The sequence below is a fragment of the Chitinophaga sedimenti genome (genome assembly GCF_023156195.1).
GTDB lineage: Bacteria > Bacteroidota > Bacteroidia > Chitinophagales > Chitinophagaceae > Chitinophaga > Chitinophaga sedimenti.
On the sequence record NZ_JAKUKA010000001.1, the window covers coordinates 4,250,089 to 4,266,492 of the forward strand.

Annotated in this window: 19 protein-coding genes; 9 read left to right on the forward strand and 10 right to left on the reverse strand. The window is 48.7% G+C overall.

Annotation, left to right across the window (positions count from 1 at the left end; translation table 11 throughout):
• Positions 1-97 precede the first annotated feature (97 nt).
• The 8 genes from MKQ70_RS42630 to MKQ70_RS42640 all read right to left on the reverse strand — a co-directional run bounded on the left by MKQ70_RS42630 (position 98) and on the right by MKQ70_RS42640 (position 7,815).
• The gene (locus tag MKQ70_RS42630; protein ID WP_372490026.1) at positions 98-577 is read right to left on the reverse strand and encodes an AIM24 family protein; all 480 of its coding nucleotides are present in this window, start codon (positions 575-577) and stop codon (positions 98-100) included.
• Between the two features lie 10 nt (positions 578-587).
• On the reverse strand, positions 588-884 hold the full coding sequence (locus MKQ70_RS42635) for an AIM24 family protein (protein WP_372490027.1): 297 nt from the start codon (positions 882-884) through the stop codon (positions 588-590).
• A gap of 210 nt (positions 885-1,094) precedes the next feature.
• Positions 1,095-4,652 (reverse strand): efflux RND transporter permease subunit, encoded by a 3,558-nt coding sequence (locus MKQ70_RS24210; protein ID WP_248074887.1) that lies wholly within the window; start codon positions 4,650-4,652, stop codon positions 1,095-1,097.
• 36 nt (positions 4,653-4,688) lie between these two features.
• On the reverse strand, positions 4,689-5,798 hold the full coding sequence (locus tag MKQ70_RS24215) for an efflux RND transporter periplasmic adaptor subunit (protein ID WP_248074888.1): 1,110 nt from the start codon (positions 5,796-5,798) through the stop codon (positions 4,689-4,691).
• A gap of 34 nt (positions 5,799-5,832) precedes the next feature.
• Positions 5,833-6,591, reverse strand: coding sequence for a TolC family protein (locus MKQ70_RS24220; protein WP_248074889.1), 759 nt, complete (start codon positions 6,589-6,591; stop codon positions 5,833-5,835).
• Positions 6,592-6,598: 7 nt separating this feature from the next.
• Positions 6,599-7,192, reverse strand: a complete 594-nt coding sequence (locus tag MKQ70_RS24225) for a TolC family protein (RefSeq protein WP_248074891.1) — start codon at positions 7,190-7,192, stop codon at positions 6,599-6,601.
• A gap of 15 nt (positions 7,193-7,207) precedes the next feature.
• Positions 7,208-7,669 carry a hypothetical protein gene (locus MKQ70_RS24230; RefSeq protein ID WP_248074893.1) on the reverse strand — a complete coding sequence of 154 codons (462 nt, stop codon included), beginning with the start codon at positions 7,667-7,669 and terminating at the stop codon, positions 7,208-7,210.
• On the reverse strand, positions 7,663-7,815 hold the full coding sequence (locus MKQ70_RS42640; RefSeq protein WP_372490028.1) for a TetR/AcrR family transcriptional regulator: 153 nt from the start codon (positions 7,813-7,815) through the stop codon (positions 7,663-7,665). Before MKQ70_RS42640 ends, MKQ70_RS24230 begins: the two co-directional genes overlap by 7 nt.
• 561 nt (positions 7,816-8,376) lie before the next feature.
• Here MKQ70_RS42640 and MKQ70_RS24235 point away from each other — a divergent pair.
• The 3 genes from MKQ70_RS24235 to serC all read left to right on the forward strand — a co-directional run bounded on the left by MKQ70_RS24235 (position 8,377) and on the right by serC (position 10,859).
• Entirely contained in the window at positions 8,377-8,673 is a 297-nt protein-coding gene (locus MKQ70_RS24235; protein ID WP_248074894.1) for a DUF502 domain-containing protein, read from the forward strand.
• 182 nt (positions 8,674-8,855) lie between these two features.
• Positions 8,856-9,821, forward strand: coding sequence for a zinc dependent phospholipase C family protein (locus MKQ70_RS24240; RefSeq protein WP_248074896.1), 966 nt, complete (start codon positions 8,856-8,858; stop codon positions 9,819-9,821).
• 120 nt (positions 9,822-9,941) lie between these two features.
• A complete protein-coding gene (gene serC, locus MKQ70_RS24245; protein ID WP_248074898.1) occupies positions 9,942-10,859 on the forward strand; it encodes a 3-phosphoserine/phosphohydroxythreonine transaminase in 918 nt (305 codons plus the stop codon).
• A 273-nt stretch (positions 10,860-11,132) separates the two neighbouring features.
• Here serC and MKQ70_RS24250 read toward each other — a convergent pair whose 3' ends face one another.
• Entirely contained in the window at positions 11,133-11,933 is an 801-nt protein-coding gene (locus MKQ70_RS24250; protein ID WP_248074900.1) for an NAD(P)-dependent oxidoreductase, read from the reverse strand.
• A gap of 80 nt (positions 11,934-12,013) precedes the next feature.
• Entirely contained in the window at positions 12,014-12,286 is a 273-nt protein-coding gene (locus tag MKQ70_RS24255) for a hypothetical protein (protein WP_248074902.1), read from the reverse strand.
• Positions 12,287-12,533: 247 nt separating this feature from the next.
• On the opposite strand from MKQ70_RS24255, the gene MKQ70_RS24260 reads away from it, so the two are divergent.
• From MKQ70_RS24260 to MKQ70_RS24285, 6 genes are all read left to right on the forward strand, one after another.
• Positions 12,534-13,130, forward strand: coding sequence for a Crp/Fnr family transcriptional regulator (locus tag MKQ70_RS24260; RefSeq protein WP_248074903.1), 597 nt, complete (start codon positions 12,534-12,536; stop codon positions 13,128-13,130).
• Between the two features lie 68 nt (positions 13,131-13,198).
• Positions 13,199-13,477, forward strand: coding sequence for a carboxymuconolactone decarboxylase family protein (locus MKQ70_RS24265; RefSeq protein ID WP_248074906.1), 279 nt, complete (start codon positions 13,199-13,201; stop codon positions 13,475-13,477).
• Entirely contained in the window at positions 13,461-13,640 is a 180-nt protein-coding gene (locus MKQ70_RS24270; RefSeq protein WP_248074908.1) for a carboxymuconolactone decarboxylase family protein, read from the forward strand. Before MKQ70_RS24265 ends, MKQ70_RS24270 begins: the two co-directional genes overlap by 17 nt.
• A gap of 100 nt (positions 13,641-13,740) precedes the next feature.
• Positions 13,741-14,661: a hypothetical protein gene (locus MKQ70_RS24275; RefSeq protein WP_248074909.1), complete on the forward strand. Its 921-nt coding sequence runs from the start codon at positions 13,741-13,743 to the stop codon at positions 14,659-14,661.
• Positions 14,662-14,851: 190 nt separating this feature from the next.
• Complete coding sequence (locus tag MKQ70_RS24280) at positions 14,852-15,205, forward strand: hypothetical protein (protein ID WP_248074910.1); 354 nt, start codon at positions 14,852-14,854, stop codon at positions 15,203-15,205.
• Between the two features lie 281 nt (positions 15,206-15,486).
• On the forward strand, positions 15,487-16,392 hold the full coding sequence (locus MKQ70_RS24285) for an efflux RND transporter periplasmic adaptor subunit (RefSeq protein ID WP_248081609.1): 906 nt from the start codon (positions 15,487-15,489) through the stop codon (positions 16,390-16,392).
• Positions 16,393-16,404: the final 12 nt, after the last annotated feature.

Genomic DNA, 16,404 nt, shown 5'->3' on the forward strand with positions numbered 1-16,404 from the left:
TATTTGCAGGTTGGTTTTTCATCTTCCGAATCAGGTTAACAGTGGCCTGCTCCAATAAAGATAAGCTAATTATTCAATAATCAAAGCTTAATTTTTATCAATCGCCGTCCAGCAGATTGCCCAGTCCGCCCAGGATGCTGCCCTCTTCCCGTCTGCCTCCGGGACCGCCATAAGCCAATACCCGGCTGGCTAAACGACTGATCGGGAGCGACTGCACCCAAACCTTACCAGGCCCTCTCAACACTGCGAAGAAGAGCCCTTCGCCACCGAACACCATATTCTTGATACCACGTACAAATTCAATATCAAAATCGATGTTCTGGGTGTAGGCCACCAGACAACCCGTATCCAGCTTCATTACCTGGCCGGGCGCCAGTTCCTTTCCACCACCATGCCACCTGCATGTACAAAAGCCGGAGCCATCGCCCTCCAGTTTCTGCATGATAAAACCTTCGCCGCCAAAAATACCGGTACCCAATTTACGCTGAAACTCGATGCCCACACTCACGCCTTTCGCCGCGCACAAAAACGCGTCTTTCTGGCAAATTATCTTGTTGCCAAGCAGGGAAAGGTCCATTGGAATAATCTTACCAGGATAGGGAGAAGCGAAGCTGACGCGTTTTTGCCATAACCGGCATTAGTGAAGGCGGTAATAAAGAGGCTTTCGCCGGTGAGCAGCCTTTACCGGCACTCATCAATTTACCGAGAAAACCCTGGTTGGCCTGAGAACCGTCGCCGAACATGGTTTGCATCTGGATTTCCTGGTCCATCATCATGAAACTACCGCTCTCTGCGATCACAGTTTCCTGTGGATCCAGCTCAATTTCAACGATTTGCATTTCTTCACCAAAGATGCGATAATCAATTTCGTGGTTCTGCGGCATAAGGTCGGGTTGATAGATTTTTCAATTGCAGGGGCAAGATACGAAATCGGACGATTACCATGGTTACCTTTTATAAATATTAATATATGTAGCAGACTGTGGCAATGTCGCATGAAGCCAACCTGCCATAAAAAAGCCGTCCTGAAGAATCAGGACGGCGATCTGTTAAACCTACAACTGTTACACTGTTTGCTCTAATTAAAAAAACAACTAGTTTTTATATTCCGCATGCACACCGTTACCAGACCTTGCATGCTCTTTATTTTGCTCGTCATGCGCCTGGCTGTTGAAGAAGTTATACGGCTTCTCCGACTGGTAATTCACGTCGTGCAACCTGTGCAGCGTTTCTTTCCGGGAGAATAACTTCAGGAACAACGGCAGGAACGGTACATATTTCAAACCACGGGGCCAGCCATACACGTCCAGGATGTCGATCACACGTTTGTTCATGTAATACATCGTTGGTACCAGGATCAGGGTCAGGAAGGTCGCGAAGATCAGACCGAATACCATGGTCCAGGCCAGCGGTCCCCAGAACGCCACGTTATCGCCACCGAAATAGATATGCGGGTTACCGGTAGAGAACAGCGCGGCGAAGTCGATGTTCAAACCTACGGCCAGCGGAATCAGACCAAGGATCGCAGCGATCGCGGTCAGCAATACCGGCGTCATACGGGTACGGCCGGCTTCCACTACTGCTTCGTGTACAGGCGTGCCCTGCATCACCAGCAGATCGATGAACTCCACGAGTACGATACCGTTACGTACTACAAGTCCCGCCAGCGCCATGATACCTACACCGGTCATTACGATGGAGATATCCATACCGAAGATCGAGAAGCCAAGGAACACACCGATGATACTGAAAAACACTTCCAGCAGGATGAGCAATGCGCGGCCCATAGAGTTAAACTGGATAACCATGATCATCATCATCAGGCCTACTGCGCTCAGCAAGGCGCCTACCAGGAAGTTCATCGTTTCCATCTGGTCTTCCTGCTCACCGGTCATTTTAATCATAATGCCATCGGGCTGACCAAATTCGTCGATCGCCGTCTGGATGTTTTGCACCACTTCATTGGCGTTATAATCGGACAGTACGTTAGAATACAGAGTGATCACGCGTTTCTGGTCAATGCGTTTGATACCTGCATAGGTGTTACTGTAGCGGATGTCTGCCACGGAAGACAAAGGCACCTGGCGGATCTGGCCGCCCATGTTCATATCACGGTAAGTGATATTCATGTTCAGCAGCATATTAATATTGTTACGCTGATCTTCTTTGAAACGCACCATGATCGGGTAGTCGTCTTCCGGATCGCGGAACTTAGATACTTCGAGTCCGTACAACGCGCTACGCAGCGCACCGCCGATCTGGTAAGTTGAAATTCCTTCGCGGTTGGCGCGTTCGCGGTCAATCACCACAATTACTTCAGGTTTGTTCGCCTGGAAGTCGCTTTTCAGTTCTTCCACACCACCAATAGAAAGTGAATCGAGGTAACGTTTCAGGCGATCGGCGGTACCGGTCAGCTGGTCAAAATCATCACCCGAAATTTCGATGTTGATGGGTTTACCAGTGGGAGGTCCGCCTTGTTCCTGCTCAACAGTGATATCCGCGCCGGGAATGCCTTTTACGGCCTGGCGAATCTTATCCAGGTACGCCACGGTGGATGCGCCGTTACGCTGCCCGAACTCCACGAAGGCCACGGTCACTTTACCTTTCTGCGGTTGCACGCTCTGGTCCATCTGGCTGGGATCACCCGCACCAACAGCAACGTTGGAGATGATGGATTTTACCAGCGGGTTCTTTTCACCCACAACACCAACAATTCTCTTTTCCACGATAGCTGTAATAGAGTCGGTATATTTCTGATCGGTACCATTCGGCAGTTCCAGGTAAGCGTAGATAAAGTTGGGATCGGCCTGGGGGAAGAATACAACCTTCGGGCTGCGGACAGCCGTTAGGAACAGGCTGAATATTAGCAGGACGAACGTAGCAACCAGGGCCAGTACAGGGCGCCAGCCGTGCAGACACTTCTCCAGGAAACGGCTGTACGAGTTCTGAATACGTGGCCAAAAATTATGCTGGAACGAACGCGCCACACCGCCAAGCCAGAATCTCTCCAACACCACGAGCAGATACATCACTACGATAAAATTGCCTACGCCGATACCGATGCCATAACCAATTAAGGCTGCTACTGCAAACGCGATGGAAATTATCGTAAACGTCTTGTCAAATTTCGGTTTGGGATGATTTTCACCCTCATGACGGTCCATGAAATCCACCGCAAATACCGGGTTAATTACATAGGCCACGATCAGCGAAGCGATCAGCGTAGTAATAAGAGTGATAGGCAGATATTTCATGAACTCACCGATAACGCCGGGCCAGAACAGCAATGGCACGAACGGCGCCAACACCGTTAACGTACCGGAGAATACCGGCAGGAATACCTCGCCAGCCGCCATTTTTGCAGCTTTCACGATGCCCAGGTCTCTCCTTTCGTAAAAGATACGATGCACATTCTCGATTACCACGATCGCATCATCCACCACAATACCCAATGCCGGGAGGAAGGAGAAGAGCACCATCATGTTCAGTGTAATGCCTGTAATCTGCATCACAATAAACGCGATAAACATGGAGATCGGCACGGACAATGCCACGAAAATCGCATTCACAGCGCCCATGAAGAACATCAGGATCACGGTTACGAGGATAAAGCCGATGATAATGGTGTTGATCAGGTCGTGCAGGGTAACGCGGGTGGAGTCCGACTGATCCGCGGTAATTACTACCTCGAGGCCTTTCGGCAGGTAGTTTTCACGCATTTCTTTTACGATCTTCTGGATTTTATCCGAAGCATCGATCAGGTTTTTACCGCTTTGTTTAATTACGTTGAGCGTAATTACATTTTTACCGCCAAGACGTGCGTAGCTTTCCTGTTCCTTGAAACCATCCACTACGTCTGCAATGTCTTTCAAGTATACAACCGCGCCGGACGAGCCGCGCACTACGATGTTCTGAATTTTAGTCGGATCTTTATATTCGCCTTTCACGCTCAGTGTACGCTTCTGTCCATCCAGTGTTACCTGACCGCCGGACACTGTACGGTTTTCGTTCGCGATGGCGCCCGCTACATCTTCAAAGCTGATCTTAGCCGCGTCCATTTTGTATTTATCCAGATTGATCTGAATTTCACGGTCCAGCGCGCCAATGATGTCCACACGCGTAATTTCCGTCAGGGCTTCTACCCTGTCCTGCATTTCATCTGCATACTTCTTCAACGATTGCAGGTCAAAGTCACCGGACAGGTTAATGTTCATGATCGGTATCTGCGACACGTCAATCTTCATGATCTGCGGCTCCTGGTCGAGGTTATTCGGCAGGTCCGTTTTAGCATCGTCTACCTTTTCGCGTACCTCCTGCCGGGCCGTTTCTATATTAACATCCGTATTAAATTCAATCGTGATGATAGAAAAGTCCTGCATGGATGTGCTCTTGATTTCCTTTACACCGGAAATACCGCCCAGTTGCTTTTCGATGGGCTTGGTCACCAGCGTTTCCATATCTTCCGGGGAAGTACCAAAGTAAGCCGTCTGGATATAGAACTGCGGAAACACCACCTCGGGAAACTGTTCTTTAGGCAGCGACTGGTAGGCAAAGATGCCCGCCAGCGACAGGATGATCGTGGCCACATAAATGCTGACCTTATTATCGACCGCCCAACTGGTGATTTTAAACTCTTTATTTGAATCTTTCATAAAATACTTTTAGCATGATGAGCTGCGGAGATACACTTACAGTTTGATCAGGTCGTTGTCGTTCAATCCCTGGAAACCAGTGGTAACGATCTTTTCGCCGGCCTGCAGACCGCTTTTGATTTCCGCTTTATCATTATAAGTACGTCCCAGTTCTACGTTTTTACGTTGGGCTATCATTTTGCCGTTGCTGTTACCAGCCGTAATCACGTAAGGCTTGCCCATGGAGTATTGTAACACACCAACCGGCACTACCACAGCGTTAGACGCGACGTAGTCGACGATTTTCAATTGTGCGATCATGTTTGGGCGCAGATTTGCGTCGGGAGAAAGTGGAATTTCCACTTTAATGGTGCGGCTCAGCGGATCGATCACTTTGGACGCGAATGCGATTTTAGTGCGGATCTCTTTGTTGATGTCCGGCAGCACGATCACAACAGGATCTCCTGTTTTGACTTTACCAGCATAGCTTTCTGCTACATTCGCCACCACCTTCAGGTTACTCGTATTCACTACACGGAACGAGGGAGCGCCCGGTGCAGCCTGGTCACCCAGTTTCGCGATCACCGCATCTACCGTTCCGGAAATCGGCGACACAATGCGGTTCAACGCCAGCTGATCATTCAGCGTAGCCAGCCTTCTTTCCAGGCTTTCTTTCTGATTTTTAGCTGTCAGGTATTGCATTTCGGTACCAATTTTCTGGTTCCACAAACGCTGTTGTTTCTCAAAAGCAATGTTGGCGAGGTCCATCTGCGTTTTCACTTCCGCAATATTGGAGCGCATCACCTGGTCATCAATTTGCGCCAGCATTTGGCCTTTGCTTACCTGCTGACCTTCGCGCACATAAATGTTAGTGATCACACCCGGACTTTTTGCGCTAACGTCTACGTTTTCACGGGCATCGATGCTGCCCTGCACATCGATATAATGCTCAAACAGCGTATCCTGCACGGTGGCAACGGTTACTGTTTTCTGTTTTACATTGGCCGTATCTTTCGTTTTCTTTTCCAGTTCGGCAATCTCTTTATCCAGCTTTGCACGGTCCTGTTTCAGCTTCAGCAGTTTCTTTTCCGGGTTCTTTTCTTCACCACCGCCACATGCAGCAAGAACAGCGGTGAACATCAGCAGTGAAAAATATCTTTTAATCATATCTATAGATTTTAAAGCGCGATTGTTAGTGTTGTTAAAGTTTTGCATTGGCTTTGAGGTAAGCGATTTTAGCTTTGATAGCCTCGTACAAAGCAGCGAAGTAATTGCTTTGTGCGGTCAGCAGATCATTTTCGGCCGTAATCATTTCTATGCTGGATCCCACTCCCTCACGATATTTAATGCGGGTACTTTCCAGTACGTCCTGTGCCAGGTGCATGTTCTGATCCTGCGCGTCCAGCGTTAGCACATTGTTTTTAAAAGTAATGGCTGAAGTTTCCCGTTCCATATCTATCACCTGGCGGATATTATCCAGGTCTACTTCCGATTTTTCCAGTCTCAGGAAAGCCTGGTCTGTCTGGCGTCTGCGCTGGTTACCATTAAAGATGGGCACATTCAGATTTAAACCCCAGGCCACGTAGCCGTACCACATTTCACTTTTGAAGTAGTTGAACGTGTTCGACTGCCTTGATGCGCCGGCATTGGCAAAAGCTGCCAGTGTCGGGAGATGCGCCAGTTTGTAACGTTTCAGGTCATACTCGTTCGCCCTTTTCTGTGCATCCAGCATCTGGAATTCGATGCGGTTGTTGTAGGTAAAGGAACCATCTTCGCCGATGTTTTTCACCTGGTTTACGTCCAGCGTATCAGTAAGAATGATCTGCTGTTTCAGCGGCATGCCAATCTGGTATTTCAGGGTAGCGATGGTCACATCAATGGAGTTGGCCAGCTTCCGTTCTTCGGTACGAAGATTGGTTACCTGAACCGTCAGGCGGTCTACATCCAGCTTTTCGGCCAAACCATTATTATAGATTTCTTTTGTTTCCCCAGCATCTTATCGAGGCGGGTGATATTTTCACTGAGAAACTTGTGGGCCTTCTGGGCAGAGAGCACTGGTAGTAGCTCTGGTACACATCGCTTTTCACATCGATCTCTGTTTTTACCACGTTTTTGTTCGCCAGTTCTTCCAGCGTTTTACGCGCCTGAAGGGCCACCATCACGCTTGGATCGAATAAAACCTGCTGGAGGTTCACCTGTCCCAGGGCGTTGTACTTCAATCCAAACGCAAATGGAACCAGCGTACCTTTGGGAATGGTATCACTGAAGTTTGATGCGTCGATCAATTGTTTCTGGATGACCGGATTGTCCTGGAAACTACCAGTGGCGCTGAGATTCGGCAACGCCATACCCGACACTTCCTTGTTGCGGGCCAGGGCGATCAGTTCATCGAGCTTGGCAGTTTTGATAGTGTTCCGATTGGCGAGTGCGTAGTCAATGGCCTGTTGTATGGACAATGGCTGCACGTCAGTAGTTACCGTCGGCTTCTGTTGCGCGTACACACCAGCGGCCAGCGGCATCATCGCTCCCAGTAAACCGATGAGCTTCCGTTGTAGTTGCATATTTCCTGATATTTATTAGGGTCTTTGTTTTCGATATGTTTCGATCAATTCGTATCCTTCTTTTGTCACTAAGCCAAACAGAAAATGCTCCAGCAGCACAAGCTGCACCTTACTCATATCGTACGTCTGCATCGGAAACACATCGGGTTGTACACAAAACATCACGCAGGCGGTACGAAAACGGCTAAGAATATCTATCTCCAGGTCCGGGCGATACAATCCTTCTGCAATACCTCTTTCCATATTATTCCGGATAAAGTCGAGCAGAAAAACATTACGATGGGTCTGGAACAGTTGAAAGGCGCGGGCATGAAACTTCTGGAGGTCTAACATCGCTACGGGGTTCATGTTTCTAAGGCGTTCATCCAGCATCTTCATCACCGGGAACATCTCTTCAAGCGCGTTGGCCGATTGTTGGCGGCCACTGTTACACTGGTCTTCCATCAATTGAAGGTGACGGCTCATTACATTCAGCACCAGGTCATCTTTGTCCGCAAAATTTGCATACAGCGTTTTTTTGAAATCCCCATACGGACGGATATGTCGTCCATCGTAACAGAGCGTGTGCCATACTGCCGGAATAGAGTAAAAGCAGTATCCAGGATTCTTTCTTGTACTTCCATGGGTAATTTTTAAACGCTTTGTAAATGCTTAACAAAACTATGGAAACTTTTTAAACCACAAAAGTTTCCATAGCATTTTTTTAGATTTATTTCGGGAATGGGAGAAGCTGTGGATTTAGTCTAATTTTGCCGCGATATCCGCTAAACAACGCCCGGAGCATGAGAAAAATACCATAAAAGCTGTAGACACAGATCATTACAGCCTTACATATAATTAACACACACCATGTCTGCTAAAACAAGTATCAAGAAATTATTTTCGCGCCTCTTGCGCTATTTTTTCCAGGGATTATTGATCCTGGCTCCCATTGGAGTCACCATGTTCACCCTATATTGGGCATTTAACACGATAGACGGGCTGTTGCCGCGCGACCTGATTGCAGATAACTCTACCCTAAAGTTTGTGAGATACCGGGGCGTGGGCTTCGCCTTTGTGCTGATCATGGTAGTGGGCGTGGGTTACCTGAGTTCCTCCTTCATTATCAGCCGACTGTTCGACATGTTCGGGCATATGATCGAGCGCACCCCTTTATTAAATATATCTACTCGTCTGTTAAAGATGTGTTCGATGCCTTTGTGGGTGAGAAAAAGAAATTCGATCATCCGGTGCTGGTCAACGTTTACGGCGAGGATGTGTGGGAGATGGGCTTTATCACCCAGAACGATGTCAGCAATTTCGGGCTGGAGGGGTACCTGGCGGTATATGTGCCTCACGCCTATGCCATTACAGGTAAAGTATTTATGGTAAGAAAGGAGAAAATCCGCGAGCTGGAGAATATTTCGGCGGGCGATGCCATGAAATTCGCTGTATCGGGCGGGGTTACGACCATTACAGAGCATCCGGCGGTACAATCATAATTTTATCAAGGGAGATATGACAGCCACGAATCCTTGCGGTTGTTGGCTTTTCGTTATTGTTGATAAATAATTTTACCCCTTCCAATGTATATATGTACTAGAAAAATATTAAGTAAAAATATTTGGTTAACAATAGGATGATGTGTTAACTTTATTCCAGGCCGACCTTAACGGCTTCGAACATGTTAACCCGTATCATCTGTATTATCGCCTTTCTGGCCGTGCCGTTACTTGCTATTGCCTGGGGCTTTTTCGGGCACGAGAAAATTAACCGCCACGCTATTTATTCGTTGCCGCCGTCCATGGTGGCATTTTACAAACTGCACACGGACTACCCGGTGAAGCATTCCACCGACCCGGACAAGCGGCGCTACCTGCTACCGGACGAGGGACCGCGCCACTATATCGACCTGGACCATTATCCGCCGCAGATGCGGGACAGCCTGGCTATTCCATGGAAACAGGCCGTGGCAAAGTTTGGGCTTGACAGCCTGCAACCGCACGGGGTGCTGCCCCGGCATTTCGAAACCATGATGTACCGGCTTACGGCAGCGTTTATATGCCGCGACGTGGCGGCTATCCTAAAAGTTTCTGCTGAATTAGGCCACTATGTGGCGGATGCGCATGTACCGCTGCACAGCACCGCCAACCATAATGGTCAACTGACGGGGCAGCACGGCATCCACGGCCTGTGGGAGTCGCGCATTCCCGAACTGCTGGCCGACGCGGAATTCGATGTCTGGGCGGGAAAAGCCGCCTACATCCGGGAGCCGCGGGCATTTATCTGGCGCGTGATCGGCGAAAGCGCCGCGGCGGCAGACAGTGTATTGATGATAGAAAAACGGCTCAGCCAAAGCTGGCCTGCCGATGCACGCTACGCCTGGGAGAACAGGAAGGGCAAACTGACACGTAGTTACGCCAGTGACTACACGAAAGCGTATAATCATAAAATGGGCGACATGGTGGAGCGTCGGATGCGGTCGGCCATGTTGGCCGTGGCCTGCTGCTGGTATACTGCGTGGGCAAACGCGGGACAGCCGCCTTTGCAAATGATTAACAATACTAAACTTCCGGACGTAGTGGAAAAGGAGCAGGAGCAATTGGAACAGGGGTTCCAGGCAGGTAAAATATTTGGAAGAGAGCACTAAGAATTGTGAATAAGTTACGCTATCTTTGTTGCTCTATCTTTTTAACCTGTCCTCAGCCACCATCCTACCGGTAACTATACCGTTTATTATTTTACCAAATTCCTTCGAAAAACCATGAACGTGGAAAATACAAACAACGTATTCAATTTAGATCGCAACATGAAGGTGCACAACTTTAACGCTGGTCCTTCGGTATTACCTAACGAGGTTTTATACAAAGCCAGTAAAGCATTGATCGACTTTGAAGGGACAGGGATGTCTATCCCGGAGATCGGCCACCGTACGGAACATTTCACTGCCGTGATGGAGGAAGCCCGTTCCCTGGTAAGAAGCCTGATGCAACTGGAAGACGACTTCGAAGTATTATTTCTGCATGGTGGCGCAAGCACCCAGTTCATGCAAGTTCCTATGAACCTGCTTGAAAGTGGCGAAACGGCGTCTTATGTAGATACCGGTGTATGGTCCAACAAAGCCATCAAAGAGGCTAAACTCTTTGGCTATGTGGATGTTTCCGGAAGCTCGAAGGACAGCAACTACAACTTTATCCCCAAACAACTTGCAGTACCGCCACAGGCGAAGTACCTGCACATTACTACGAATAATACCATATACGGTACCCAATGGTCTACTATCCCCGAAACGGAAGTACCACTGATTGCCGATATGAGCAGCGATATACTCAGCCGCCAGATGGACTTTAACAAGTGCACACTGATTTATGCGGGCGTACAAAAAAACATGGGCGCCGCCGGTGCTACCATGGTTGCTGTACGTAAAAGCGCCCTCGGTAAGGTAACCCGTAAAATCCCCACGATGCTGGATTACCGCTTACATATCGAGAACGGCTCTATGTTGAATACACCGCCGGTATTCTCCGTATACATTTCCATGCTCACCCTGCGCTGGTTGCGTGACCAGGGAGGCGTTGCCGCCATTGAAAAAATCAATGCAAAAAAGCCGCCCTGCTGTACGACGAAATCGACCACAACCCTTTGTTCCGCGCTAATGTGCCGAACAAAGACGACCGCAGCAAAATGAACGTGACCTTCACGATCGACAAAGCCGAGCTGGAAGAAGAATTCCTGAAATTCTGCAAAAAGAAGATATCGTAGGCATTAAAGGCCACCGTTTGGCAGGAGGCTTCCGCGCCTCCCTGTACAATGCGCTCCCGCTCGAGAGTGTGGAAGTGATGGTGGAAGCCATGAAATATTTTAGCCTGAAGAAGGCGTAGCATGTGCTCTAAAGACTGAACGCATGTTGAGAACAAATCCCCGGCGCCTGAGTGCCGGGGATTTGTTTTATATGAAGTATTCAGGATACCGCATCTTTCCCAATGACCGTCCAGTCATTGGTCCCATGACCACGCCCGATCCACTTATCCATCTCCTTTGCAATGGATGGGATCACCGCGAGTGGCGTGCCCGCGGCTTCAGCAGCTTTAATAAACAAACCAGTATCTTTCCGGGCCATGTTCAACTCCCATGAAGGATCATCATAATTCCCTTTAGACATGCGCTGCATACGGGCCTGCAACATCGTACCGGGATTCCAGGCGCTGAACAAGGTGCTTAAATCATCCAGCGGCACCTGCAAAGCCTTTGCGAGCATAAGCGTATCGGCCAGACCGGCAGTAAGTGTTACAAGAAAAGCATTACCCAACAACTTCATGGATGCTGCACGGCCTTCTTCCGCTCCAAAATTCAATACCTTACCGGTCATCTTAGCCAGCTGTGGCTCAAGGCGCGTCACCACGTCCTGATCGCCCGATACAAGCATAAAACCGGTGCTATCCGCAGCATTAGCGGGCCCCATAAATACGGGCGCATGGAGGTAAATAAATCCGCGATCTTTCCAGCTTTTTGTGCGTGCTACCGCACCTTCGGTAGTAGTAGTGGTATGATCTATAATAATAGCCCCTGACTGTAAACCCGGTGCTGCCTTCGCCAACACTTCGTCTACCGCGGCATCGTCCTTCACCACGAGGTGCACCACATCCGCACCACGTACTGCATCCGCTGCATCCGTAAATGCCTTTGCGCCAAATGGCTCCAGCGCCGTAGCCCTGGCGGCAGTACGATTCCATACCTGCACAGTTTCGCCCTTTTTCAACATGGTTTAACAAAGTTGGAGCCTAATAACCCCATCCCCAGAAATGCTTTCATCGAACAAAATTTTAGATAATAAAGATAGCGCTAGTCTTCCTGAATAATATATTTACACCAGATCATGTCACATTTATTAGTCACATGCCAGAACTTAAACCCCGCACGGCCGGTAGGAATGGTCCATATCGGAATTTCCCGGGCCGGTAATGCCATGGCGGCATAGAGCTGTTCCTGTACCGCTGCCGGCAATGCCGGAAAAAGGACAAAATTATCTGGTTCTTTCCCGACGGCCACAAACTTATGGAACCAGTGTTCCAGCCGGGCGGCAATTTGAGCAGGCGCTTTAACAAATTTTTCCAACGGGGCGGGTTTTAGGTTACCCACAAGATAAAAAGGAGTTTTGACAAATCAGTCATTCATAAACACCTCGCGGGTCAGCTGGATCTTTAGCCGCCTTAACATCCCCGGCAATTAATCCTGCCGGCTGTACTCAGCCTGTACCTGTGTGTTCGCGTCCTGGGTAGCGCGGGTATACTGTAAATTATGCGTGATCTCGGTTTTAGCGGACACTACTCGCCAAATTATTCTCTTTTCGTAATTTACACCCATGTCCACACCACTCCACCAACATATCGCCAAACACATACCCATCACACCCGAAGAAGCCGCAGACATCGCCCTCTACTTCCACCCCGCTGATTATAAAAAGAAAGAAAACCTCATCACCGAAGGTCAATACAACCACCAGCTGTTTTTCGTCGTAAAAGGCGTACTTCGTATGTTTTTCATCACCGATAACGGCAACGAGCAAACGATACAGTTCGCCATCGAAAACTGGTGGATGACCGATCACGATGCCTTTCACAAAGGGATAACAGCTACGTTTTCTGTACAGGCCATTGAAAACGCCGAAGTATTATGTATCACCAAACCTAATATGGAAGCCTTACTGAAAGCGCATCCGATCATGGAGCGCTATTTCAGGATGGTGTATGAACGCGCCTATACGGCCTCGCTGTTTCGCGTGAAGTACATTTTCGATTACTCCAAAGACCGCTTCTATCTTCACTTTTCCAACGCCTACCCGGAAGTTGTGCAGCGCATCCCGCAAAAGATACTGGCTTCGTTCCTGGGGTTCACACCAGAGTACCTGAGCGAGCTGCGGAAAAAGCTGGCAAAAAATGGCGGGCATCCTATTTCTTAAACCAGCTTAACTTTTTAGGGAAACGTTTGGGCCATCTTTGTGTTATCAAAATAAAAAAAAAAACACAAATGGAAAACAGACTCAATATTCAACACGCATTCCCCGCAGCTTTCAAAGCCATGTATGGGCTCTCCGCAATTCTCGAAAACACACAGTTAACCAAAATCCAAAAAGAGCTGATCAAGGTGAGGGCTTCACAGATCAACAGCTGTGCATTTTGCCCGGATATGCACACCAAAGATGCACTGAAATACGGCGAAACCGCACAGCGCCTGTTTCTATTGAACGCCTGGCGGGAAACCGATCTTTTACAGCAGCAGAAGAAAAGTCTTGCTCGCTATTACTGAAGAGGTAACGCTTATTCATCAACATGGCTTGAGCAGCAGTACGTATACATTGGCTAAACAATTCTTTAGTGAAGAAGCAATTGCGCAGATCATTATGGCCGTAGTGGTGATTAATGGATGGAACAGAATCGCGATCAGCACACAGCTGCCCGTGCCCAGATGATATATATATGGAGCGCTCTAAGGCGCTCCTTTTTTAAAATCCTCTTTTTAAGGATTGCCCGCCCCTCCATCGCTGCTGATCTTTACAGAAAAAGCAAGCCATGAAACTTCTCGCCCCCATGTTACTGTCCGCCCTCATCGCCACTGCCTGCAGCAAAGGCGGAAGCGACGATACCAATCCACCGACCGGCGTTAAAACACCTACCTATCAATTTACGATCACGAACTGGGATGACGGCTGGACAAGCACCATTAAGGAAAATTGGGCCGAGGTGAATAAAGGAACTGTAAAAGTACTGCTGCATTACCCCAATGCCGCTACGGAAATTTCCGCCGACCCACAACCGCTGGTTAATAATGCCCGGAACCTGCTGTCGGCTTCGAGGTACAGCAACCTGCAGAATTTTACGGTAGCTTCTCCTTCACTGGACTTCGAGCGTGCCTACCTTGGTTACGGAGCCGCAACAGATATTGCCACCAGCAAAACCGTGTTCGTTGCGTTATTCAAGAAAGGGAAATCAGGTTGGATAGAATTTGTAACACCCGATAAAGCCACGTTCGTAGCGCAATTCGGGCTCGATCCGGTTACGATTGACTGGTCCACCAGCGGCAGCGTGTTTAATTCCCTGCGGGTGATGGCCAACTACAACCGTTTTGCCGTAGCGGCCACCGACCTGGAAAGCACCGGAAAATGGACAAACAACTTCGGCGCCAACACTTTCTACTACAGCCTGTACACCGGATTGGGCGTGGGTATGAGCAGTTACAGCGCTACAGAAGAATTCATCTTTTCCAGTAAAATGAAATACCAATGGCAGCTGTTCACCGCCAATTCAGCGGGCGGGGGCACCACGTTCGCCAAAGCCAGGTCGGCCGGCAATTATCAGCTGAAGGACAATTGGAATGCCTATTTCTCCGACATTGAAGGAGTGCCGAAAACTTACCCCGTATGGTTTGCGGCCACCAAAACAGGGCGCGTATTATTCATCGATGGCAATCCGTACACCTGGGTAGGTCAGTAACTCCCAAACTGAGGCAGCCGCCAGATATACAAATGCAGCAACTTAAAATTTGATTAAAATCTGTGCTAAAATCTGACCATGAAAATTAAAATCTAATTATATCTTCCGTCCGGCATACCCTCCAGGCAATGCACACCTATAAAGTTTATTACTTTTGATCCCGATGAGAGTAATGATATTTTTGATGTGCTTGTGCTACCTCCTGCTTGGAGGGTATAACTACATGCATGCCGGTGTGCAGCATGTACGTTATGCCATTGCGGAAGACATCGACAAATCTCATCAACAAAAATTTGTTAGCCGCAGCAGCGTTGTAAAAGACGTAAAAGTTGACCGTGCGGACAATTGCTTCATCAACGAAAATGTTGAAGACGAAGACCCGACCAACAGCGCCGCCCGCAAATACCGGCTGATCGGCAGTATCTATATAATGCTTGCAGGCCTTTTGCTCATAGCATTTTCGCTCCGCCGGCGCCCCAATCCCAAGCCTTACTCCTACCTTCTTTCCAATAAATACATTACCCAAAGGGTACTAAGGATCTGATCCTGCATCAGTTCCCAGGGTAGGGTTTGCAAATCTTACCTCACTACTTCCCCCGACAACGATCGTTGCCGGGCATTCCAACCGCTCAATATCCAATTACATCATGAATAGAATTGTCATGTTTACGGGCTTGCTGGCCTTAATTTCCCAGGCGAGCTGCGTATCTAAAAAGGAAGAAAAAGAAGAAACCGGCAAATACGCCGTAACGAGCCCTTTACGAGTAGACACCTGCTTTTACCAAAGAGTATGTTTCGCAAATCCGCTCTATAAGGAACATTGAGATCAGGGCACAGGAAAAAGGTTTCCTGGACCAGATTTACGTAGATGAAGGCCAGTACGTAAAGGCCGGACAAATACTGTTCCGGATCATGCCGAAGCTGTATGAGGCTGAATTACAGAAGGCGCAGGCAGAAGTAAGCGCCGCGGAAATTGAACTGCAGAACACCAAGGCGCTGGTCGACAAAAATGTTGTTTCCAAAAATGAGCAGGCCATGGCACAGGCCAAACTGGAACAGGCTAAAGCAGAAGCATCCCTGGCTAAACTGCACCTTTCCTTTACCGAAATACGCGCACCTTTTGACGGCACCATCGACCGCATCCCTAAAAAACTGGGCAGCCTTATCGACGAAGGAGAGCTGCTGACCAGTCTTTCCGACAACAGCCAGATGTTCGCTTACTTCAACGTTTCCGAACCCGAGTATCTCGATTATCAAACTAATGCCAAAAGCCGTGGCGACGCCAAAGTAAACCTGTTGCTGGCCAACAACCAGCCACTCCCTTACAAAGGCGCCGTAGAAACCATCGAAAGCGAGTTTGACAGCGAAACTGGTAACATCGCGTTCCGTGCGCGCTTCCCGAATCCTGACAAACTGCTGAAACATGGCGAAACCGGTAAAGTGCGTATGACCATGCCGCTGAAAAATGCCATGATCATTCCACAGAAAGCCACTTACGAAATCCAGGATAAGGTATATGTGTTCGTGATCGATAAGGACGGCAAGGCGCGCTCACGCAACATTGTTATTACCGGCGAACTCCCCGACCTGTATGTAGTGCAGAGCGGCCTGCAGGACGGTGATAAAATCCTGCTCGAGGGCGTTCAGAAAGTAAAGGATGATGAAAAAATCGAGTACGATTTCGAGAAACCGGAAGAAGTGATATCACATCTGCGCCTGAAAGCAGAATAGTAGCTCAATCTT